Genomic DNA, 20,506 nt, shown 5'->3' on the forward strand with positions numbered 1-20,506 from the left:
GATCGCGATCCCTGATCGGTTTCGATGCGGAATCGTCGTTGGACGCGGTCCGTCACCGTCGGTCATCATGAACGCATGCTGCACGCGACCACCACTGCTGCCCTTCTGACGCAGCGCCGAGTCATCGACTTCGGCGTGGCGTGCAGCGCGCGCTGTCGCTGACCTTCATCCGGCCCCCGGCCGCCGCCTTTCTTCTCTTCCTCGCTGATCACGTCTTTCCGCACTGACACGTGACAGCCCCTCCTGTCTGCACACTTTCCTGCCCTGACACGGGAGTTGCCTCCTCATGCCCTCTTCTTTCTCCTGGGACGAACCCGAAGGTCTCGCCGCGCGCGGCACCCTGATCGTGCTGGCCGGCCGTGGTGAACACGGTGGTGTGTACGAGCGGTTCGGCCGCCGGCTCGCCTTCGACGCCTACCGGGTCCGCGCCCTGGGCGACGCGTCCGCCGACCCCTCCGTGCTCGACGAGGCGGCCAAGCTGCTCGCCGACGAGTCGCTGCCCGGCCCGAAGGTGCTGGTCGGCTCGGACACCGGCGCTGTGTACGCCGCCCGGCTGGCCGCGGAGCGTACGGCGGGTGTCGACGCCCTGATCCTGGCCGGTCTGCCCACCGCCCCCTGGACGGGCGGGAGTTGGGAGGCCGAGGTCGAGGCCCGCACCGCCTGCCCGACCCACCAGCGGCGCCTGACGGAGGACCCGGACTTCCGGCGGGGCGCGCTCGGCCCGGCTCCGGAACCGCCGGGACTCCCCCTCGACCGCGTACAGGTTCCCGTCCTCGCCCTGCACGGCAAGGACGACACGGTGAGCCCGGTCGACAAGGCGCTCACCGCGTACGCGGGAGCGCGCACCGTCCTCTTCGACGGCGGTCGGCACGACGTCCTCAACGACGCCCTGCACCGCACCGTCGCCGCCACGGTCGTCCTCTTCCTGGAACGGCTGCGGCTGTCCCCCGAGCTGCCCCTGATCGCCGAGGAGCGCGCATGACCGTCACGACCACCGTCGCGGAGCTCCGCGCACTGCTCGCCTCCGACACCCCTCCGGCGCTGCTGGACGTCCGCTGGGCTCTCGGCGACCCGCACGGCCGCGCGCACTACGTGGAGGGACACATCCCGGGCGCGGTCTACGTCGACCTGGACACCGAGCTGGCGTCCGCACCGAGCCCCGAGGGCGGCCGGCATCCGCTGCCCGCGATCGAGGACCTCCAGGAGGCGGCACGCGGGTGGGGCCTGCGGCAGGGCCGGCAGGTCGTGCTCTACGACGACCTGGGCAACACGGCCGCCGCCCGGGCCTGGTGGCTCCTGCGGTACGCGGGGCTCGGCGAAGTGACCCTGCTCGACGGGGCGCTCGGTGCCTGGCGTGCCGCGGGACTGCCTCTGGAGTCGGGGCTGCCGGCCGATCCGCCGCGGGGTGATGTCGTCCTGCGGGCGGGCGCACTTCCTGTGGTCGACGCGGACGGGGCGGCCGGACTCACTGTCTCGGGACTGCTGTTGGACGCCCGGGCCGATGAGCGTTATCGCGGTGAGGTGGAGCCGGTGGACCCGCGCGCGGGTCACATCCCCGGTGCCGTGTCCGCGCCGACCGGCGAGAACCTCGCGGCGGACGGCACGTTCCTCCCGGCCGAGGAGCTGCGCAAGCGGTTCGAGGAGCGAGGCGCCGGCACGGCGGAACGCATCGGCGTGTACTGCGGTTCGGGCGTGACCGCGGCCCATCAGATCGCCGCGCTGGAGATCGCCGGGTTCGAGGCCGCCCTCTTCCCCGGCTCCTGGTCGGCCTGGTCCGCCGATCCCGTACGCCCGGTCGCGAAGGGGAGCCGGCTATGACGACGCACGCGGCAGCGCCGCAGGCTCCCTCGGCGAAACCCGCCCGGGTCACCATCCGTGGCACCGTGAAGGGCGGCAGCCGCTTCACGGTCCCCCGCTCCGTGCGAAGGGCGGCGGGCCCCGTCGGTCTCGTCCTCCTGTGGTTCCTGACCTCGGCCACCGGAGTCCTCCCGGAGTCGGTGCTGGCCTCCCCCGTCGACGTCGTCGAGCAGGCCGTCGAGCTCACGAGGAACGGTGAACTCCCCAGTGCCGTCGCCGCGTCGGGCCGCAGGGCCGCGACCGGCTTCCTGATCGGGGCGACGATCGCACTGGTTCTGTCCCTCCTCGCCGGGCTGTTCCGGCTCGGTGAGGATGTCATCGACTCCTCGATGGGCATGTTCCGGGCGATCCCGTGGGTGGGTCTGATCCCGCTGTTCATCGTCTGGTTCGGGATCGAGGAGACCCCGAAGATCGCCCTGGTCGCGCTCGGCGTGACCTATCCCCTGTACTTCAACATCTACGGCGGGATCCGTGCCACCGACGCCCAACTCGTCGAGGCCGCGCGGATGATGGGCCTCGGCAGACTCGGACTGATCACGTACGTGATCCTGCCGAGCGCGCTCCCCGGCGCTCTCGTGGGGCTCCGGTACGCGCTGTCCACGGCGTGGCTGGCGCTGGTCTTCGCCGAGCAGATCAACGCGGACGCGGGGCTCGGCTATCTGATGAGCAACGCCCAGCAGTACTTCCGTACGGACGTCATCGTGCTCTGCCTCGTCGTGTACGCGCTGCTCGGTCTCGCCTGCGACTTCGCCGTACGGATCCTTTCCCGCCGGCTGCTGACCTGGCGGGCCAACTTCGAGGGCGAGGCGTAGCCATGGCCAACAGCGTGGAGATCCGGGGGCTTTCACGGTCCTTCGACGGACACACCGTCCTGCACGACCTCGATCTCGACATCCGTGAGGGTGAGTTCGTGGCCCTGCTCGGGCACAGCGGTTGCGGGAAGTCGACGCTGCTGAGGATCCTCGCCGGGCTCGACGAGGAGATCGGCGGCGAGGTGACCGTACCCGCACGGCGCAGTGCCGCCTTCCAGTCACCGCGGCTGCTGCCGTGGCTGAAGGTGTGGCGGAACGTCGTCCTCGGGCTTCCCGGGCGACCCGATCGCGCGCTGGCCGCGAAGGCCCTCGACGAGGTCGGCATCGCGGACCGCGCGACCGTCTGGCCCAAGACGCTCTCCGGCGGCCAGGCCCAGCGCGTCTCCCTGGCCCGCGCCCTCGTCCGCGAGCCCGAACTGCTGCTCCTGGACGAGCCGTTCGGCGCCCTCGACGCCCTCACCCGGGGCCGGGTGCAGCAGCTGGTGGCCGAGCTGTGGCAGCGGCACGGCTGCGCGATCCTCCTGGTCACCCATGACGTGGAGGAGGCGCTGCTGCTCGCCGACCGCGTGCTGGTGATGGACAGGGGCCGGATCGCCCACGAGCTCACCGTCGACCTGCCCCGCGCCCGCGATCTGACCGCCCCCGAGTTCGTCTCCCTGCGCGCCCGCCTCCTGAACTGGCTCGGCGTGACCCGCACCCTGGAAGGAACCCCCTCGTGATCCGCAGACTCGCCACCGCCGCACTGAGCCTGTCCGCCCTGCTGGCGCTGACGGCCTGCGGCGCCGACTCGTCCGCCGAGGCCTCGTCCAAGGAGGTCACCCTCACCATCGGCGACCAGGCCAAGACCCTCCAGACCATCGTCGCCGCCTCGGACGCCCTCAAAGGGGCCAAGTACAAGGTGAAATGGGCCGAGTTCGAAGGCGCGGCCCCGCTCTACCAGGCCGTGCAGGCGGGCGCCGCCGACACCGGCTACTCCGCCGACCTGCCGGCGCTCCAGGCACTCAGCGGCGGCGTGCGGATCAAGAACGTGGCCGCGCTGCAGAACGACGGCACACATGTCGGCATCGTGGTCCGCAAGGACTCCGGCATCGACAGCGTGAAGGACCTGAAGGGCCGGAAGGTCGTGGTGTCCTCCGCCAAGGGCAGCGTCGCGGAGTACCTGCTGGCCAACGTGCTCAAGCAGAACGGTCTGAACTACAAGGACGTACAGGTCCAGTACTTGCTGCCGACCGACGCGCAGGCCGCGTTCGCCTCCGGGAAGATCAAGGCCTGGGCGACCTTCGGCGTCTACCAGGCCGTCGGCCTGGAGCAAGGTGGCAGGCTGCTGGTCGACGGCGCGGACGGCCGGGTGAGCGGCATCGGGTTCATCAACGCCTCCGACAAGGCCCTGGCCGACTCCGCGAAGAAGGCCGCGCTGACCGACTTCCTCAAGCGCCTCGGTACGGCCCTGACCTGGACCAGCACCCATCAGGACGCCTACGCCAAGGCCATCGAGACCCGTAACGGCGCCGACGCCACCGTGGCGAAGACACTGGCCTCGGCGGCGTACGGCAAGGTCCTGCCGATCACCGACGACGTGAACAGCACCGTCCAGGGCGTGGCCGACCTCATGAACGGCATCGGGGTCCTGGAGCCGAACGTCGACGTGGCGAAGTCGGCCGACACGTCACTTCTCAAGTAGCCCTGCCAGCAACGGAGTTCTCATGCCTGTCGAGTTCATCAGCGCCGTCCACACCGACAGCGGGGCCTCGGGGCCCGCCGCCGCGAGCCGCACCGGCTTCGACCGCGACCATCTGCGCAGGTACGCCCGTGCCCTGGACGACGGCGGTTTCGACCACACCCTGGTCGCCTACCACTCGGCGTCCCCGGACGCCTTCCAGATCGCCCAGTTCGTGGCCACGCACACCGAGCGCATCCGCCCGATCCTGGCGCACCGGCCCGGTGTCGTGTTCCCGACCCACGCGTCCCGCGCCCTCGCCACGCTGGACCGGATCAGCGACGGGCGGCTGACCGTCCACATCATCTCGGGCGGCAGCGACGAGGAGCAGCGCCGGGAGGGCGACTACCTCAACAAGGCCGAGCGGTACGAGCGTTCGGACGAGTACATCCAGATCCTCAGGAAGGTGTGGCAGTCCGACGGACCGGTGTCCCACGAGGGCAAGTACTTCCGTTTCGAGGGCTACTACTCGGACGTGAAGCCGGTGAACGGGCTGATCCCCATCTCCGTCGGCGGTTCCTCCCAGGACGCCTACCGGGTCGGCGGACAGCAGGGCGACATCTTCGGTCTGTGGGGCGAGCCGCTCAAGGAGACGGCCGAGCAGATCGCCGCCGTCAACGCGGTCGCCGACGCCGCCGGGCGCCCGCACCCCCGTATCTGGGTGTCGTTCCGCCCGATCATCGCCGCCACCGACGAGCTGGCCTGGGAGAAGGCCCACCGCACGCTCGGGGTCCTCAAGGACCAGGCGAGCAACACCGAGTTGCTGCGGCACTACCGCACCACGGGCCGCCCGGCCAATGTCGGCTCCCAGCGGCTCCTCGACATCGCCGACCGCGGCGAGGTCCACGACCGCTGCCTGTGGACCGCCCCCGCCGTCGCCACCAACGCGGCCGGCGCCTCGACCGCCCTGGTCGGCTCCCCGGAGACGGTCGCGAAGGCCCTGCTCGACTACGTCGACATCGGCTGCGACCTGCTGTCGATCCGCGGCTACGACCCGCTGAACGACGCCATCGACTACGCCCGTCACGTCCTGCCGCTGGTCCGGCAGGAACTCGCCCACCGCGCCGCCGGCGCCCACGCAGCCTGATGGAGGGCCCGTGTTGTTCCGCCGTTCCCTGCGCACGTCCGCCGCCGTAGTCGCCCTCCTCCTGCCTTTCGCGACGGCCTGCGGCGGCGACGCCCGGGCCGAGTCCCCCACCGTCACCCTGAACGTCGGCGCGACCGGCTGGAAGGTCGAGGAAGCGGTGCTGAAGTACGCCCACCTCGACGACACCCCCTACCGCGTCAAGTGGAGCCTCTTCCAGGGCGGCGACAAGCAGCTCCAGGCCATCCGCGCCGGAGCCCTCGACCTCGCCTCCTCCAGCGAGATCCCGCCGGTCTTCGCCGCCGCCGACGGCCACCCCGACTTCAAGGTCGTGGCAGTGCAGAGGGGCGCGACCCTGAACCAGGAGGTCGTCGTCCCCAAGGGCTCCGAGGTGACCGACATCGCAGGACTGAAGGGCAAGAAGGTCGGCTACGTCCAGAACACCACCGCCCACTACTTCCTGTACGAGCTGCTGAAGCAGGCCGGCCTGAAGTGGTCCGACATCGACGCCAAGCCGCTGCTCCCCAACGACGGCCTGGCCGCCCTGAACGGCGGCGGCATCGACGCCTTCGCGTCCTACGGCACCTCGATCATCACCGCCCACCAGCAGGGCGCCACAACCATCGGCTCCGGCAAGGACATCCTGTCCGGCAACTTCCTCTGGTCGGCGCGGGACAGCGTGCTGAAGAGCCCGGCGCGGAGGGCGGCCGCCGCCGACCTGATCGCCCGGATCACCAAGGCCTACGCCTACGTCCGCGACGGCCACCTGGACGGCTTCGCCCGTGTCACCGCCGACGCCACCCACCAGCCCCTCGCCCAGGCGAAGAAGGACCTCACGGACGCCCAGGCCCAACGCCCCACCCAGGCCCGCACGGTGGGCGACGACGCCGTCACCTCGCAGCAGAAGGTCGCCGACGCGTTCACCGAACTCGGAGCGCTGAAGGAGCACTTGGACGTGAAGTCGTTCTGGACCACCGGTCTCGACGCCGATCTCGAGAAGGCACTGTGACCCAGCAGATCGCCGAACTGGCCGCCGAGTACGACCGAACCGCCGACTTCCCCGCCGAGTCCCTGCGCATCGCCCACGAGGCGGGACTGCTCACCGCCACCATCGGCGAGCAGTACGGCGGCCCGGGCGCCGGCGTCGAGGAGAGCGCGCGCATCCTGCACTCGCTGGGGCAGGCCGACCCGTCGGTCGCCCTGATCGCGGCGATGACGCTCACCAACCACGCCCGTCAGGCCGTACAGCCGCACTGGCCCGAGGAGCTGTACGCGCGCGTGGTGAAGGAGTCCTTCGCGCGTCCGGTCCTGCTCAACCACGCGCGCGTGGAACCCGATCTGGGCTCCCCCGCGCGGGGCGGGCTGCCCGCGACCCTGGCCCGGCGGACCGCGGACGGATGGGCGATCAGCGGGACCAAACGGTTCGTGACGGGGGCCGAGGGGCTCGACTGGTTCCTGGTGTGGGCGACCACCGACGAGGACGAGCCCCGGGTGGGCACCTTCCTGGTGTCCGGGAACTCGCCCGGTATCGAGATCACCGGCCGCTGGGACCAGTTGGGGCTGCGGGCGAGCGGCAGTCACGACGTGACCTTCCGGGACGTCGAGGTGCCGTACGAGCTGGTGATCGGGATCGGGCCGCACGGCCCCGCCGCCGAGCAGGACAACCGGGCCGGAGCCGCGCTCCATCTCCCGCTCGCCGCCCTCTACTTGGGGGTCGCCCGGGCCGCGCAGGAGTTCTTCCACACCTTCGCCCGCACCCGCGTGCCCGCCAACCTCGGTCACCCGGTGGCGCGTACGGAACGCTTCCGCCGTACGGCCGGGGAGATCGAGGTGCTGCTGGCGGCCGCCGAGCAGCTGGTCTTCGACGGGGCCGGGAGGCTCGACGCCGGCGACACCTCGTACACGCCCGAACAGGCCCTGGGCGCACGGGTGCTGGCGGACCGGCACGGGGTGCGGGCCGTCGAGGCGGCCGTACGGCTGCTCGGGAACCCGGGGCTGTCCCGGGGCAATCCGCTGGAGCGGCACTTCCGGGACATCCAGTGCGCGCCCGTGCACGCGCCCCAGGAGGACATCTCCCTGCTCGCGATCGGAACGAAGGCGCTCACCCCATGACATCGGCACCGGAAACCACCGTGTCGGCTCGGTTCCTCGGGCTGCTCGCCCGTGATCTGCCGCCCGACCGGCTGAGCACGGATCCGGGCGTGCTCACCGCCCACGCCACCGACCGCTCCGGTGCCCGGCCACCGGGCGAACCGCTGGCCGTGGTGCACGCCCGGCGCACGGAGGACGTGACCGTCACCCTGCGGCACGCGCACGACCTGCGGGTCCCGGTCGTGCCCCGGGGCGCGGGCACCGGGCTGTCGGGCGGGGCGACGGCCGACGAGGGTGCTCTCGTGCTGGATCTGTCCGGGATGAACCGCGTGCTGGAACTCTCGGCCGACGACCAGCTCGCCGTCGTCGAACCCGGTGTGATCACCGCCGAGCTGGACCGGGCGGCGGGCGCGCACGGGCTGCGGTACGCGCCGGACCCGGCGAGTGCGGCCCTGTCCACGATCGGCGGAAACATCGCCACCAACGCGGGCGGCCTCAGGTGCGCGAAGTACGGGGTGACCCGGGACAGCGTGCTGGGTCTGGAGGCGGTGCTGGCCGACGGGACGGTGATCAGCACCGGCCGCCGTACGGTCAAGGGCGTCACCGGATACGACCTCACCGCTCTCCTGACCGGCTCGGAGGGCACCCTCGCGGTGATCACCTCGGCGACCCTGCGGCTCAGGCCGGTCCCGGTGGCGACGGCCACGCTCGCCGCCTGGTTCCCCTCCTTCGAGGCGGCCGCCGAGGCCTCGTACGCCGTCGCCCGGGCCGGGGTCGAACCCGCGCTGGCCGAACTCGTCGACGGCCCCGTGCTGCACGCCGTCGACCCGGCGCTGCGGGAGCGGGGAGCCGCGCTCCTGGTGGTGCAGTGCGACGGCGCGGGCGCGGCGGCGGAGGCGGCAGCCGTGGCGCGGCTGCTCGCGCCCCTCGCCTCGACGGTGGAGGTCACGGAGGACCCCGTCGAGGCGGAAAAGCTGCTGGCCGCCCGTCGGCTCGCGCTGCCCGCGCTGGAGCGGCTGGGCCGTCCCCTCATCGAGGACATCGCGGTGCCGCGCTCCCGGCTCGCCGAGGCCGTACGGGAGATCCGGGCGATCTCGGCCCGGCACGAGGTGCCCGTGTTCACCATCGCGCACGCGGCGGACGGCAACCTGCATCCGATCATCGTCGTCGACCGGGCCCTGGACCGGTTGCCGGACGCCGCGTGGGAGGCGGCCGGCGAGATCTTCGCGCTGGCGCTCAGGCTCGGCGGGACGCTGACCGGCGAGCACGGGGTGGGGGTGCTCAAGCGGCAGTGGGTGGCCGAGGAACTCGGGCCCGCCGCGCACTCCCTGCAGCGCCGCATCAAGGAGGTGTTCGACCCTCGGGGGATTCTCAACCCCGGCAAGGCGCTGTGAAACCCGGGCCGTGTCACACCGGGTATGACCGGCCGCCCGCGGGGTCATGCTGAAGAGCAGACGCCGAACGGGGAAGGGGCTGACGCGCCTTGGCCGTGGAAGAGGAGCGGGTCGCCGAGTTCAACAGCTACGCGACGACCTCGGTGGAGGAGGCGCACGACGCGATCGCGGCCCACTACTACGATCTGCGTCTCGAAGTCGCGGGCCGGGCGGCGGAGTTCGCGACCAGGCTCAGCGTCGTCGACCTGGGCTCGCTCACCGTCGGCGACATCCGTTTCGGCACCGAGATGCGGATGAGCTTCGGTGAGCCGGGCGTGTACCACGTCGCCGTGCCGTTCGGCGGCTGCTTCAGCGTCCAAGAGGGGCACGGGGACGTGCGGTTCGCGACCGCGCGGCGGGCCGTCGTCTTCGATCCGGCGCGGGACATCCGCATCGACGCCTGGTCCGCCGACTGCCAGGCACTCACCGTCAAGATGGACAAGGCGGCCGTGCTGCGGCAGTTGGAGCTGCTGCTGGGGCGGTCGGTGCGGCACCCGCCGAACTTCGAGCCGTACATGGACGTCTCACGGGGGCCGGGCCTGAGCTGGACGCGCCTCGCGATGTGGAACCTGCTGGAGCGGGACGTCCCGCTCGGGCTGCTGAGCCATCCGATGATCCGCGGCCGACTCGAACAGACCCTCCTGGAAGGGATGTTGCTGGCCACCGACCACAGCTTCCGCGCCGCGCTGGAGGCCCCTCCGCCGCCGATGCGCCCGGCGTCGGTGAAGCGGGTCATGGACGCCGTGCAGGAGCTGCCCGCCGAGCCGTACGACGCGAACCGGCTCGCGGCGATCGCCCAGGTCAGTCTGCGTACCCTGCAGGAAGCCTTCCGCAGGAATGTCGGCATGTCGCCCATGGCGTACGTCCAGGAGGTGCGGCTCCAGCGCGTCCACCGCCAGCTGCGGGCGGCGGCGCCGGGTACGACGACCGTGACGGACGTGGCGCACGCGTGGGGGTTCGTGCATCTGGGCCGGTTCGCACGGCGGTACCGGGAGCGCTTCGGAGAGTCGCCCTCGCAGACACTGCGCGCCGCGTGAGCCCTCACGCCCACCGATCCGCCGCGTTTTGCGGACATGCGCCACGTATTCCGGAGCGACGGCCCGCCGGATCGGTCCTATGGTCGGGTCACGGCGATCGCAGAGCGCGCCGGGATGAGCAGGGTCGGCGCCGCTCATCCCTGTTTGCGCATGCGTGAACCGGGGTGCGCCGGCGGGAGCAGGTCCGCACCCCTCTGCGGGCCCGGCCGCTCCCCCTCCGTCGCACGCGGTGGCCGGGCCCCACTGCGCGATCAGCCCTGCGGGCGCGCCAGCAGCGTGCGCACACCCTCGGACGTGAGCGTCAGCGGGTGCGTGGAGCTGGCGTCGATGGAGAGCGAGAGATCGCCGTCCGGCCACTGCGCGGCGAGCGCGCCCAGCGGTACCAGACGGTAGCGGGAGACGAACGGAAGCAGTTCGGCCATCTCCGTCTCCGAGGTGAACACGGGCACCACGGGAGCGCCGTCCTGCTGCTCCAGCACGGGCAGCGCCACGGTCGTGTCCTCGTCCGCGGCGTCGTCGGGCACCGGAATGAGCACGTCACTGGTCGCGAGCGTGTCCAGCGCCGTCGCGTCCTCGGTGTTCTGCGTCAGCGCGTCCAGCGCCCGCTGGGCCGGTGTGGCGTTGTGGTCGTTGGCGGGTGTGTCCATGGCAGATCCCCTGGTAGCGGCGGTCGTGCGGCCCGCCCACGGGCATGATCGCCCAGGGCGCGGTGCTGCTCGCGTACCCGAGCGTGCCGAGAGCATGCGTTCGGGGCGGGAGGGATTCAGGGCGGTGTGCTCCGCGGGCGGAGGCGCTCCAGACGTACTCGCCGACGGCGTACCTCAGGTCCCGATCAGTTGGTCCGCGGTGACGACTCGGATCAGCGGTCCGTACAGCCGCATCACGTCCAGCGCCCTGGCGTGCGAGTCGTCGTCGGCCCCGGCGCAGGCGTCGGCCACCACCACGGTCTCCACGCCGGCGTCGGCGGCGGCGAGGGCCGTGGACAGGACACAGCAGTCGGTGCTGACACCGGCCAGGACCAGGCGGCCCTCGGGGGCGGTGCGGCGGGCGAGTTCCGGGGTCCACTTGCCGAAGGTGGTCGCGTCCATGAGGTGCGGTGCCCGCTCGGCGAACCCGTCGGTGAGCCGCCACAGCGGTGCGTCCGGCGGCTGGAGGGCGAAGGACCACCGCGCGTAATAGGCCCGCCAGGCGCCGGTGGGCTGGTCGGGGGCGACGAAGCGGGTGAACGTGACCCGTTCGGCGAAGGCGGGCAGCAGCCGCCGCACGCCCGCCGCCGCCTCGGCGTACCGAGGGGTGGCCCAGGGGCTGCCGGGGTCGGCGAAGACGTGCTGCATGTCGATGACGGCGAGCCGTCCTGGCGTCATACGGCGTCCTCCTGTGCGCGCATCCGGCGGCGGCCGAAGGACAGCGTGCCGAGGAAGCCGAGCGCGAGCGCGGCCAGCACGCCGAGGTTGGCGTACGCCCAGGAGCCGGACTTGCCGCCGAGGCCGAAGGGTTCGAGGAGGTAGCCCTGCCAATCGAGCCAGCTGGCGGCCGAGTTGGTGACCAGGCCCCAGCCGAGGGCGGTGGCGAGGAGGGTCAGGATGAGCGGGGTGGGCGGTACGTCGCCGTAGCGGCCGTCCGGGCGGTAGAGGTCGGCCTCGGCGTAGTCGCGGCGGCGCAGGGTCAGGTCGGCGAGCATGATGCCGCACCAGGCGGCGATGGGGACGCCGAGGGTGGTGAGGAAGCCCATGAACTGGCCGAGGAAGTCATCGGCGAAGAACACGATGTAGACGGATCCCGCGATCATCAGGACGCCGTCGACGAGCGCGGCCAGCGGGCGCGGGATCCTGAGGCCGGCCGACAGCAGGGCGAGGCCCGAGGAGTAGATGTCGAGGACCGCGCCGCCGACCAGGCCGAGGACCGCGACGACGGCGAAGGGCACGAGGAACCAGGTGGGCAGGAGGGTGGTGAGGGCTCCGATGGGGTCGGCGGCGACGGCCTTGTTCAGGGTGGTGGACGAGCCCGCCAGCAGCAGTCCGAAGACCAGCAGGAGCAGTGGGGCCACGGACGCGCCGAAGGTGGTCCAGCCGACCACGCCCCGGCTCGACGAGGTCCGGGGCAGATAGCGGGAGTAGTCGGCGGCGGCGTTGACCCAGCCGAGGCCGAAGCCGGTCATCATGAAGACCAGCGCGCCGATGAACTCCTGGGCGGAGCCCGCCGGGAGGGCGCTGACGGTGCTCCAGTGGATGTGGTCGGCGACGAGACCGACGTAGACGACGGTCAGTACGCCCGTCACCACGGTGATCACGGTCTGCAGCCGCATGATGAGGTCGAAGCCCATCACCCCGCCGACGACGGTGAGTCCCGCGACCACGATCAGGGCGATCACCTGGGTCTCCGTGCCGCCGCCCCAGCCGAGCCGTCCGAAGACGGTCGCCGTGGCGAGGGTGGCCAGGGCGCACAGCACGGTCTCCCAGCCGACGGTGAGGACCCAGGAGACGAGCGACGGCAGGCGGTTGCCGCGCACTCCGTAGGCGGCACGGCTGAGCACCATCGTGGGCGCCGAGCCCCGCTTGCCCGCCACCGCGACGAAGCCGCACAGCAGGAACGAGAAGACGATCCCGATCACACCGGCCACCAACGCCTGCCAGAAGGAGATCCCGAAACCGAGCACGAACGAGCCGTAACTCAGGCCGAGAACCGAGACGTTGGCACCGAACCACGGCCAGAACAGGGTGCGCGGGGTGCCCTTGCGTTCGGCGTCGCCGATCACGTCCAGCCCGTGCGTCTCCACCTGGAGCTGCCGGGCGGTGGATCTGTTGTCGGGGGATCCCGAGGTGTCTGTCATCGTCGACCTGCCTGTTCAGACGTGTTGGGGCGACGGTAGGCAGGGTGCGCGGAGGCGTCAATCACGCAACGCCCGCGGGACCCGACGTCCGGTGTGCGCGATGATCAGTGGATGCGTCCGCTGAAGCACGGCTACACCAACATCACCCTGAGCGACGGTGCCGTCGTGAAGAAGACGTACGAGGGACCCGATGCCGACCTCAGGCTGCGCCGCGAACACGCTCTGCTCACCCGGCTCCACGGGCAGCTGCCCGTGCCACCGGTGAAGGCGGCGGACGACACCACCCTCACGCTCGGCTTCGTGCAGGGCACGCCCGGCCAGGAACTCCTCGACACGGGTCGGGCGGCACAGGTCCTGGCGAGCTGCGGGGAGGTGCTGCGTCGCGTCCACGCAACCGGACCGAGCGGGCCGGCGGCGGACGCGCGCGAGGCCGCCAAGGTGCTGGTGCACGGCGACTTCGGCCCCAACAACGTGCTGCTGGACCCCGCCACCTACAAGGTCACCGCCGTCGTCGACTGGGAGTTCGCCCACCTCGGAGACCCGGTGGAGGACCTGGCCTGGTGCGAGTGGGTGGTACGGATGCACCACCCCGACCGGCGTCAGGAACTTCCGCACTTCTTCCGGGCCTACGGCGGCGAGGTGCCCCCTTGGCCGGTCCGGAAGGCCGCCATGATCGCCCGGTGCGAGGCACTGAGGGAGTTCTGCCGTCGCTGGGAGCCGGACGGCCCGGGTGAGCGGCAGTGGCGGGCGCGAGCGAGCGCGACGGCGGCCTGGGAGAAGTAGCGCAGGCCGCGCGTCCCATCGCGGCCAGCGGCGGCCGCGCTGCGTCCTCACGCTCTTTCCACCAGACCCAACAGGCCCGTCAGCCCCACCGGTTCAGCGGTGTTTGACGCCGGCCTGCGCGCCGGGCGCGAGCGTCGGTTCCGTGACGGGGACGTCGCCGAGCGCCTGGTCGACGGCTGCGAGGAGGTCGTCGGACAGTTCCACACCGGACGCGGCGGCGTTGGCGTGGACCTGCTCGGGGCGGGAGGCGCCGGTGATCGCGGAGGCGACCTCGCCGCGGCGCAGGACCCAGGCGAGCGCCAGGGTGGGCATGCTCATCCCGGCCTCCTCGGCGATCGGCACAAGCCGCTGGACCGCCTCGAGGATGGCGTCGGTGTACACGAGGTCCTTCGAGACCGCCATGTCGGCGGAGGCGAAACGGCTTCCTTCCGGCACTGGCTGCCCCGGCTTGTACTTGCCGGTGAGGACCCCCTGGGCCAGCGGCGACCACACGATCTGCGAGATGCCGTTGGCCGCGCACAGGCCGAACACCTCGGCCTCCGGGGCCTGCCACAGCATGGAGTACTGCGGCTGGGAGGAGACGAACAGGTCGGGCCCCGCGATGTCGATCGCCGCCCGGATCTGCTCGGGAGTCCACTCGCTGAAGCCGATGTAGCGGGCCTTGCCCTGCTCGACGACCTTCTGGAACGCCTCCACGGTGTCCTCGACCGGCACCGTGGAGTCGAAGCGGTGCGCCTGGTACAGGTCGACGTGGTCCGTCCTGAGGCGGGTGAGGGAGGCGTCGATCTGCTGGGCGATGTGCGCCGGGGACAGGCCCTGGTCGGCCGGGTCGTCCGACATCGGGAAGTAGACCTTGGTGGCCAGGATGTAGGAGTCACGGGGGTGGGAGGAGAGGATCTCGCCCCAGGCCGTCTCGGCGGCGCCCCGTCCGTAGGCGTTGGCGGTGTCGAAGAAGTTGATGCCCGCGTCGAAGGCCGCCTCGGTGCACGCGCGGGTGGCGTCCGCCTCGACGCCGCCGGAGTAGGTGAGCCAGGATCCGAGCGAGATCTCCGAGACGTTCAGGTCCGAGCTGCCGAGTGTGCGGTACCGCATGGTGTCGCTCCTTGTTTCGGGCCGGCCGCCGGCTCCGGGGCGGGTTGACGAAGCCGCTGTCCGAGCTGCTGTCCACGCTGATGTCCAGCGGATGGACGACCATGCCACGCTCTCATTGATACGGCCGTCCCGCGTCACCCGGCGTCGAGCTGGTGATCGGCCCAGACGTAGCTCTCGGGCAGCAGGTCGGTGATGCGCACGGTCCGGGTGCGGCCGTCCGGGGCGACGATGACCTCGATGCCCGGGAAGTAGTCGAGCAGGACCTGCCGGCAGCGGCCGCACGGAGGCACGACCCCGCGGTCCCGGTCCCCCACGGCGACGATCGCCTCCAGCTCGTAGGCACCTTGGGCGGCCGCCGTACCGATGAGGACCAGTTCGGCGCAGGGGCCTCCCGTGAAGTGGTAGGCGTTCACGGCGGTGATGATCCGGCCGTCGCGGGCACGTGCCGCGGCCGCCATGGTGTGGTTGTCACCTCGGCAGCGTGTACGGGCGACGTGCGCCGCGGCCTCGACGAGTTCCTGGTCCACGGGCTTGTCCACGGGCTTGTTCTGCATGGTCAGCATTCTCTGCCTTCGTCGTCGGCCGTGTCCCACGGCTCCTCACCCGCACGTCTGCTGCGAGCGCAGTAGAGGCAAGTGTCTGCGTTCGGCCAACGACGAGAGAAAGCGGGACTGCGAGCGTGAGGGTGGGCCGGGATCACCGGCCCGCTCACGTGGTGCGTTTCTCGAAAGGCTCGTCGATGTCCCCTCTCGCCCGCTGGTGTCACCGGCACCGGCTCGCCGTCGTCCTGGCCTGGGTGGGCCTGTTGCTCGCCCTGGGCGCCGGAGTCGGTGCCGTCGGCAGCGCCTTCGGCAACAGCCCGACCTCGCAGAACACCGACTCGGCGAAGGCGACGGCCCTGCTCCAGCAGGCCTCCGACAGCGCGGCGGCCAAGAGCGGCAGGGTCGTCTGGCAGGCCGACGGCGACCGGGTCACCGGGGGTGCCACCGAGCGGACGATGAGCGGTGTGCTGGGTCGTATCTCCGAAGCACCCGGTGTCGCCTCCGTGACCAGCCCGTACACCGCGGCGGGCTCGGCCCAGGTGAGCAAGGACGGCAGGACGGCGTACGCGACGGTCGCCTTCGACCAGGACGTGAGCGACGCCCAGGTCGACCGTGTCGAGGAACTCGCGACCGCGCCGGAGTCGGACGGTCTGCACATCGCGCTGAACGGGCAGGCGTTCACCGTCAACCCCGCTCCGAACGCGGTCGCCGACGTCATGGGCATCGCGCTCGCCTTCGTCGTGCTGCTGTTCGTCTTCCGCGCGGTCTGGGTGGCGGTGCTGCCGATCGTCACGGCCGTCGTCGGCGTCGGCACCTCCGCGGTCGCGGTGATGCTGCTCAGCCACCTCATCACGCTGTCCGACACCACCCTGACCCTCGGTTCGCTGATCGGTCTCGGAGTCGGCATCGACTACGCCCTGTTCATCGTCAACCGTCACCGCGCCAACCTGCGGGCGGGCATGGGTGTCGCCGAGTCGACGGCCAAAGCGCTCAACACCTCAGGCCGGGCGGTGGTGTTCGCCGGGCTGACCGTCGTGGTCGCGCTGCTCGGCATGCTCACCCTGAACGTCGGCATCATCAACGGCATGGCCGTCGGCGCCGCCGTCACCGTCGTCCTGACCGTGCTGGCGGCCATCACCCTGCTGCCCGCGCTGCTCGGCATGATCGGACCCCGGATCCTCGGCCGCGGCGAGCGCCGCGCACACGCCGCACACGGGACCGCCGCGCACAGCGGGACCGGACTGTGGGCCCGGTGGGCACAGCGGGTGCAGGACCGGCCCAAGGCGCTCGGGCTGCTCGCCCTGGCCGTGCTGGCGGCGCTCGCGTTCCCCACGCTGTCGCTGCGCCTGGGCGCGTCCGACGACGGCAACCTGCCCACGACGTCGACGAACCGGCAGGCGTACGACATGATCGCGGACGGTTTCGGGCCCGGCTTCAACGGCCCCCTGGTCCTCGCCGTGCAGGCACCCACGGCGGCCGACAAGGCGGCCGAGGCGAAGCTCGTCACCGCGCTCGGGCAGGTCGACGGCGTCGCCAGTGCCACCGCCGCCCCGATGAAGGCGGGTCAGTCGGTCGGGGTGATCTCCGTCGTCCCGGCCGGCTCCCCGCAGTCGGCGGCCACCTCCGACCTGATCCACCACCTGCGCGAGGACGTGATCCCGCCGGCGGAGCGGGGCACGTCGCTGGAGGTCTACGTCGGCGGCACCACCGCGAGCAACGACGACTTCGCTTCGGTCCTGATGTCCAAGCTCCCGGTGTTCGTGCTGGTGATCGCGGCGCTCGGTTTCCTCCTGCTGACCGTCGCCTTCCGCAGTCTGCTCATCCCCGCCGTCGGCGCCGTACTGAACATCCTCAGCATCGGTGTGGCCTTCGGGGCGATCGTGGTCGTCTTCCAGTACGGCTTCGGCGCCTCGCTCCTCGGACTCGGCGCCGCCGGACCGATCGAGTCGTTCGTGCCGATCCTGGTCGTCGGCATCATGTTCGGGCTGTCCATGGACTACCAGGTCTTCCTGGTCAGCCGGATGCGCGAGGAGTGGGCGCACACCGGTGACAGCCACCGGGCCGTGCGGGTCGGCCAGGCCGAGACCGGACAGGTCATCGCCGTCGCCGCCGCCATCATGTTCTGTGTCTTCGGCTCCTTCGTGTTCGGCGGCATGCGGGTGATCTCCGAGTTCGGTCTGAGCCTCGCCGTGGCCGTGGCCCTCGACGCGCTGCTGATCCGGATGGTGGTCGTCCCCGCGCTCATGCATCTGTGCGGGCGCGCGAACTGGTGGCTGCCGCGCCGGCTGGACAAGGCACTCCCCCACGTGTCCGTGGAGGGACCCTCGGAGGAGCCGGAGCCCGCGCGGCACCCGGTCCGGGAGCCGCAGCCGGCCGCTCTGACCGACTGAGACCGGCCGTCACGTCGTAGCGACGGCACACACGCGGGCCGGCGGGAGGCCGGGGAGGGCCCGGCCTCCCGCCGGCCCGCGCTCCTTACAGTGAGGAAATGCAGGTGACAGCGATGAGGCGGTGGGCATCCCGGCACGAGCGGATCAGGGACGCGTCCCCCGCGGCGGTGCTGATCGTCATCGCCGTGGCCGCGGCGGCCGCGGGGGACTCCGGCTGGCACGCGCCCCGGGCCGCGGGCGTGGCCTGGACGGCGCTGTCCTGCGTCCCCCTGGTCGTCCGAAGCCGTTGGCCGCTGCCCGTCGTCGTGCTCACCCTGGCGATCGACCTGACCGCCATGGCGCTGGCCCCCGACCGCGTGGCGACCCCGACCGCGAGCCTCGTCGCCCTGTACACCCTCGCGACCCGCAGCGGCCGACGCACCGCCTGGACGGTCGGGGTCATCGCCGCCGTCGCCGTCACCGGTGTGTACGCGGCCACCCACGAGGAGCCCGTCCTGGTCGGGACCAGTCTGCTGCGCTTCGACTTCGCGATCGCCGCCACCGCCCTGGGCGACGCCGTCCGCAGCCGCCGGCTGCACCTCGCGAGGGTCGAGGCGCGCGCCGAACGCGCCGAGCGCACCAGGGAGGCGGAGGCCCGGCGGCGCGTCACCGAGGAAAGGGTCCGCATCGCGCGCGAGCTGCACGACGTGGTGGCCCACCACATCACCCTCGTCAACGCCCAAGCGGGCGTGGCCCACCACCTCATGCGCACCGACCCCGACCGCGCCTACGAGGCCCTGGCCCACATCAAGGAGACCAGCCGTGCCGCGCTGGACGAACTGCGGGCCACCGTCGGCCTGTTGCGCCAGCCGGACGACGCGCCCGACTCCCGGGCGCCCCTGCCCGGGCTCGCCGACCTCGACGCCCTGATCGGCGGTATCCGGGCCGGTGGTCTGGCCGTGACGGTGCATCGCACCGGCCTGGTCCGGCCCGTGGCCCCGGCGACCGATCTGACGGCCTACCGCATCGTCCAGGAGTCCCTCACCAACACCCACAAGCACGCCCGCGCGACGCACGCCGACGTGAGCCTCGACTACGGTGCCGTGACCCTGCGCGTCACCGTCACCGACGACGGCGGCCCGCACGCCCCCAAGGGCCCGGGCACCGGCCACGGGCTGATCGGGATGCGTGAGCGCGCCACCGCCATCGGCGGCACCCTCACCACCGGACCGCATCCCGGCGGCGGCTTCCGGGTCGTCGCCGAACTGCCCCTGTCCCTCACCCCCGCGACCGCCCGACCAGCCCCGAGGAAGCACCACCCATGACGATTCGCGTCCTGCTCGCCGACGACCAGGCCCTGCTGCGCGGTACTTTCCGCCTGCTCATCGACGCCCAGCCCGACATGGAGGTGGTCGCGGAGGCCGCCAACGGCCGGGAGGCGGTCCAGCTGGCCCGGTCCGAGCGGGCCGACGTGGTGGTCATGGACATCCGGATGCCCGAGGTCGACGGCATCGAGGCCACCCGTCTCATCGGCCGGGACGAGAACCTCGCGGGAGTGAAGGTCCTCGTCCTGACCACCTTCGAAGTGGACGAGTTCGTCATCGAGGCGCTCCGGGCGGGCGCGAGCGGCTTCCTCGGCAAAGGGGTGGAACCGGCCCAACTGCTCGACGCCATCCGCCTCGTCCAGGCCGACGAGGCGCTGCTGTCCCCCGCGGCCACCAAGAGCCTCATCGCCCGCGTGATGTCCCAGCCCACCGCGGGCGACCTCGCCGACCCCGGCCGCCTGGCGACGCTCACACCCCGGGAACGCGAGGTGATGTCCCTGGTGGCCACCGGTCTGTCCAACGACGAGATCGCCGAGCGACTCTTCGTCGCGCCCGTGACCGTCAAGACCCACGCCAACCGCGCCATGGCCAAGCTCGACGCCCGCGACCGCGCCCAACTCGTCGTCATCGCCTACGAGACCGGACTGGTCCGCGCCGGGGAGCGCCAGGGCTGAACCGGCGCGGGCCGTACGCCGCACGTGATGATCACGCCCTGCTCCTTCTCTGTTCCGGATCCTGACCCTGTTGCTGTGCCTGAGCCCGCTGACAGCATGCCGGGATGCGCATCGACACCTCCTACGAAGGTCCCCTCGGCGACTACTTCGCCGACAACGCGACCGACGGCCCCTACAACGCCCACACCGACCGGCCCGCCATGTTCGCCCTGGCCGGTGACGTCACCGGGCTGCGCGTCCTGGACGTCGGCTGCGGCGCCGGGCACTACATCACGGAACTGAGGTCACGAGGAGCGGCGGAGGTGGTCGGCGTCGAGGGCAGCACGACCCTGCTGCGCCATGCCCGCACCCGCGTCGGCGACGACGACGCCGTCACCCTGCACCAGCACGACCTGGAGGAACCACTCGGCTTCCTCCACGACGACTCGTTCGACCTGGTGGTCATGGCCCTGGTGCACCACCACCTGGAGGCGCGCCGGCAACTGCTGGCCGAGGTGCACCGCGTCCTGCGTACCGGTGGGACCCTGCTGCTCTCCACGGTCCATCCGACCGCCGACTGGGTCTGGCACGGCGGTTCCTACTTCGACGAGGGCCGTGCCGAGACGCGGTTCGGGGACAGCGGTGCCACCAACTCCTATCGCCGCATGACGATGCAGACCTTCCTGGGAGAACTCCTCGACGCCGGGTTCGTCCTGGAGCGCTTCGTGGAGCCGCGGGCCACGGAGGCCGCGCGGCGCGTGGACGAGAGCCGCTACCTCAAGACGCTTCAGACACCGTTCTTCGTCGCCGTCCGCATGCGGAAGAACTGGACGCGGGTATTGACCGGGCTTCCTCGGCCGTACACCATTCCCGGATAGAAA

At 71.7% G+C, this 20,506-nt stretch carries 20 protein-coding genes; 15 read left to right on the top strand and 5 right to left on the bottom strand.

Translation table 11 applies throughout. The features are described from left to right. Positions 1-286 precede the first annotated feature (286 nt). From ACFYZ8_RS08825 to ACFYZ8_RS08870, 10 genes are all read left to right on the top strand, one after another. Positions 287-982, top strand: coding sequence for a lysophospholipase (locus ACFYZ8_RS08825; RefSeq protein WP_359028606.1), 696 nt, complete (start codon positions 287-289; stop codon positions 980-982). Further along, positions 979-1,818 carry a sulfurtransferase gene (locus tag ACFYZ8_RS08830; RefSeq protein ID WP_388531176.1) on the top strand — a complete coding sequence of 280 codons (840 nt, stop codon included), beginning with the start codon at positions 979-981 and terminating at the stop codon, positions 1,816-1,818. The genes ACFYZ8_RS08825 and ACFYZ8_RS08830 overlap by 4 nt, the downstream gene beginning before the upstream one ends. After that, positions 1,815-2,669: an ABC transporter permease gene (locus tag ACFYZ8_RS08835; RefSeq protein ID WP_388531173.1), complete on the top strand. Its 855-nt coding sequence runs from the start codon at positions 1,815-1,817 to the stop codon at positions 2,667-2,669. The genes ACFYZ8_RS08830 and ACFYZ8_RS08835 overlap by 4 nt, the downstream gene beginning before the upstream one ends. A gap of 2 nt (positions 2,670-2,671) precedes the next feature. Next, positions 2,672-3,388 (top strand): ABC transporter ATP-binding protein, encoded by a 717-nt coding sequence (locus ACFYZ8_RS08840; RefSeq protein ID WP_388531170.1) that lies wholly within the window; start codon positions 2,672-2,674, stop codon positions 3,386-3,388. Beyond that, on the top strand, positions 3,385-4,350 hold the full coding sequence (locus tag ACFYZ8_RS08845; RefSeq protein WP_388531167.1) for an ABC transporter substrate-binding protein: 966 nt from the start codon (positions 3,385-3,387) through the stop codon (positions 4,348-4,350). The genes ACFYZ8_RS08840 and ACFYZ8_RS08845 overlap by 4 nt, the downstream gene beginning before the upstream one ends. Positions 4,351-4,372: 22 nt before the next feature. Further along, on the top strand, positions 4,373-5,473 hold the full coding sequence (locus ACFYZ8_RS08850) for an LLM class flavin-dependent oxidoreductase (RefSeq protein ID WP_389049766.1): 1,101 nt from the start codon (positions 4,373-4,375) through the stop codon (positions 5,471-5,473). Positions 5,474-5,483: 10 nt separating this feature from the next. Continuing rightward, the gene (locus ACFYZ8_RS08855; protein WP_388531162.1) at positions 5,484-6,479 is read left to right on the top strand and encodes an ABC transporter substrate-binding protein; all 996 of its coding nucleotides are present in this window, start codon (positions 5,484-5,486) and stop codon (positions 6,477-6,479) included. Further along, complete coding sequence (locus ACFYZ8_RS08860; RefSeq protein WP_388531159.1) at positions 6,476-7,582, top strand: acyl-CoA dehydrogenase family protein; 1,107 nt, start codon at positions 6,476-6,478, stop codon at positions 7,580-7,582. The genes ACFYZ8_RS08855 and ACFYZ8_RS08860 overlap by 4 nt, the downstream gene beginning before the upstream one ends. Continuing rightward, positions 7,579-8,955: an FAD-binding oxidoreductase gene (locus ACFYZ8_RS08865; RefSeq protein ID WP_388531156.1), complete on the top strand. Its 1,377-nt coding sequence runs from the start codon at positions 7,579-7,581 to the stop codon at positions 8,953-8,955. The genes ACFYZ8_RS08860 and ACFYZ8_RS08865 overlap by 4 nt, the downstream gene beginning before the upstream one ends. Positions 8,956-9,050: 95 nt before the next feature. Beyond that, positions 9,051-10,031, top strand: coding sequence for an AraC family transcriptional regulator (locus ACFYZ8_RS08870; RefSeq protein ID WP_388532098.1), 981 nt, complete (start codon positions 9,051-9,053; stop codon positions 10,029-10,031). Positions 10,032-10,282: 251 nt separating this feature from the next. Here ACFYZ8_RS08870 and ACFYZ8_RS08875 read toward each other — a convergent pair whose 3' ends face one another. The 3 genes from ACFYZ8_RS08875 to ACFYZ8_RS08885 form a co-directional block, all read right to left on the bottom strand. Then, the gene (locus ACFYZ8_RS08875) at positions 10,283-10,678 is read right to left on the bottom strand and encodes an SseB family protein (RefSeq protein WP_037718347.1); all 396 of its coding nucleotides are present in this window, start codon (positions 10,676-10,678) and stop codon (positions 10,283-10,285) included. A 174-nt stretch (positions 10,679-10,852) separates the two neighbouring features. Next, on the bottom strand, positions 10,853-11,395 hold the full coding sequence (locus tag ACFYZ8_RS08880; protein ID WP_388531153.1) for an isochorismatase family protein: 543 nt from the start codon (positions 11,393-11,395) through the stop codon (positions 10,853-10,855). Then, positions 11,392-12,861 (bottom strand): purine-cytosine permease family protein, encoded by a 1,470-nt coding sequence (locus ACFYZ8_RS08885; RefSeq protein WP_388531150.1) that lies wholly within the window; start codon positions 12,859-12,861, stop codon positions 11,392-11,394. Before ACFYZ8_RS08885 ends, ACFYZ8_RS08880 begins: the two co-directional genes overlap by 4 nt. Before the next feature lie 111 nt (positions 12,862-12,972). Here ACFYZ8_RS08885 and ACFYZ8_RS08890 point away from each other — a divergent pair, with 111 nt between their 5' ends. Next, a complete protein-coding gene (locus tag ACFYZ8_RS08890) occupies positions 12,973-13,644 on the top strand; it encodes a phosphotransferase family protein (protein ID WP_388531148.1) in 672 nt (223 codons plus the stop codon). Between the two features lie 93 nt (positions 13,645-13,737). Here ACFYZ8_RS08890 and ACFYZ8_RS08895 read toward each other — a convergent pair whose 3' ends face one another. Together ACFYZ8_RS08895 and ACFYZ8_RS08900 are read right to left on the bottom strand one after the other, a co-directional pair. Further along, on the bottom strand, positions 13,738-14,736 hold the full coding sequence (locus ACFYZ8_RS08895) for an aldo/keto reductase family protein (protein WP_359028594.1): 999 nt from the start codon (positions 14,734-14,736) through the stop codon (positions 13,738-13,740). Between the two features lie 134 nt (positions 14,737-14,870). Continuing rightward, a complete protein-coding gene (locus tag ACFYZ8_RS08900; RefSeq protein ID WP_388531145.1) occupies positions 14,871-15,290 on the bottom strand; it encodes a cytidine deaminase family protein in 420 nt (139 codons plus the stop codon). Between the two features lie 185 nt (positions 15,291-15,475). Between ACFYZ8_RS08900 and ACFYZ8_RS08905 the strand changes: the two genes are divergently transcribed. The 4 genes from ACFYZ8_RS08905 (at position 15,476) to ACFYZ8_RS08920 (ending at position 20,503) form a co-directional block, all read left to right on the top strand. Further along, a complete protein-coding gene (locus ACFYZ8_RS08905) occupies positions 15,476-17,668 on the top strand; it encodes an MMPL family transporter (protein WP_388531142.1) in 2,193 nt (730 codons plus the stop codon). Positions 17,669-17,766: 98 nt separating this feature from the next. Next, a complete protein-coding gene (locus tag ACFYZ8_RS08910; protein WP_388531139.1) occupies positions 17,767-18,972 on the top strand; it encodes a sensor histidine kinase in 1,206 nt (401 codons plus the stop codon). After that, the gene (locus ACFYZ8_RS08915) at positions 18,969-19,646 is read left to right on the top strand and encodes a response regulator (RefSeq protein WP_388531136.1); all 678 of its coding nucleotides are present in this window, start codon (positions 18,969-18,971) and stop codon (positions 19,644-19,646) included. The genes ACFYZ8_RS08910 and ACFYZ8_RS08915 overlap by 4 nt, the downstream gene beginning before the upstream one ends. A 104-nt stretch (positions 19,647-19,750) precedes the next feature. Further along, positions 19,751-20,503: a class I SAM-dependent methyltransferase gene (locus tag ACFYZ8_RS08920; protein ID WP_388531133.1), complete on the top strand. Its 753-nt coding sequence runs from the start codon at positions 19,751-19,753 to the stop codon at positions 20,501-20,503. The last annotated feature ends 3 nt before the right edge of the window (positions 20,504-20,506 follow it).

Source organism: Streptomyces sp. NPDC001668, from assembly GCF_042893155.1.
Lineage (GTDB): Bacteria > Actinomycetota > Actinomycetes > Streptomycetales > Streptomycetaceae > Streptomyces.

Bases quoted from the DNA above. Each gene is read 5' to 3' on its own strand.
- ACFYZ8_RS08825 (WP_359028606.1), top strand. From the start codon at position 287: ATGCCCTCTTCTTTCTCCTGGGACGAACCCGAAGGTCTCGCCGCGCGC.
- ACFYZ8_RS08885 (WP_388531150.1), bottom strand. From the start codon at position 12,861: ATGACAGACACCTCGGGATCCCCCGACAACAGATCCACCGCCCGGCAG.
- ACFYZ8_RS08915 (WP_388531136.1), top strand. From the start codon at position 18,969: ATGACGATTCGCGTCCTGCTCGCCGACGACCAGGCCCTGCTGCGCGGT.
- ACFYZ8_RS08850 (WP_389049766.1), top strand. From the start codon at position 4,373: ATGCCTGTCGAGTTCATCAGCGCCGTCCACACCGACAGCGGGGCCTCG.
- ACFYZ8_RS08865 (WP_388531156.1), top strand. From the start codon at position 7,579: ATGACATCGGCACCGGAAACCACCGTGTCGGCTCGGTTCCTCGGGCTG.
- ACFYZ8_RS08890 (WP_388531148.1), top strand. From the start codon at position 12,973: ATGCGTCCGCTGAAGCACGGCTACACCAACATCACCCTGAGCGACGGT.
- ACFYZ8_RS08840 (WP_388531170.1), top strand. From the start codon at position 2,672: ATGGCCAACAGCGTGGAGATCCGGGGGCTTTCACGGTCCTTCGACGGA.
- ACFYZ8_RS08900 (WP_388531145.1), bottom strand. From the start codon at position 15,290: ATGCAGAACAAGCCCGTGGACAAGCCCGTGGACCAGGAACTCGTCGAG.
- ACFYZ8_RS08920 (WP_388531133.1), top strand. From the start codon at position 19,751: ATGCGCATCGACACCTCCTACGAAGGTCCCCTCGGCGACTACTTCGCC.
- ACFYZ8_RS08895 (WP_359028594.1), bottom strand. From the start codon at position 14,736: ATGCGGTACCGCACACTCGGCAGCTCGGACCTGAACGTCTCGGAGATC.
- ACFYZ8_RS08875 (WP_037718347.1), bottom strand. From the start codon at position 10,678: ATGGACACACCCGCCAACGACCACAACGCCACACCGGCCCAGCGGGCG.
- ACFYZ8_RS08910 (WP_388531139.1), top strand. From the start codon at position 17,767: ATGCAGGTGACAGCGATGAGGCGGTGGGCATCCCGGCACGAGCGGATC.
- ACFYZ8_RS08830 (WP_388531176.1), top strand. From the start codon at position 979: ATGACCGTCACGACCACCGTCGCGGAGCTCCGCGCACTGCTCGCCTCC.
- ACFYZ8_RS08835 (WP_388531173.1), top strand. From the start codon at position 1,815: ATGACGACGCACGCGGCAGCGCCGCAGGCTCCCTCGGCGAAACCCGCC.
- ACFYZ8_RS08880 (WP_388531153.1), bottom strand. From the start codon at position 11,395: ATGACGCCAGGACGGCTCGCCGTCATCGACATGCAGCACGTCTTCGCC.
- ACFYZ8_RS08905 (WP_388531142.1), top strand. From the start codon at position 15,476: ATGTCCCCTCTCGCCCGCTGGTGTCACCGGCACCGGCTCGCCGTCGTC.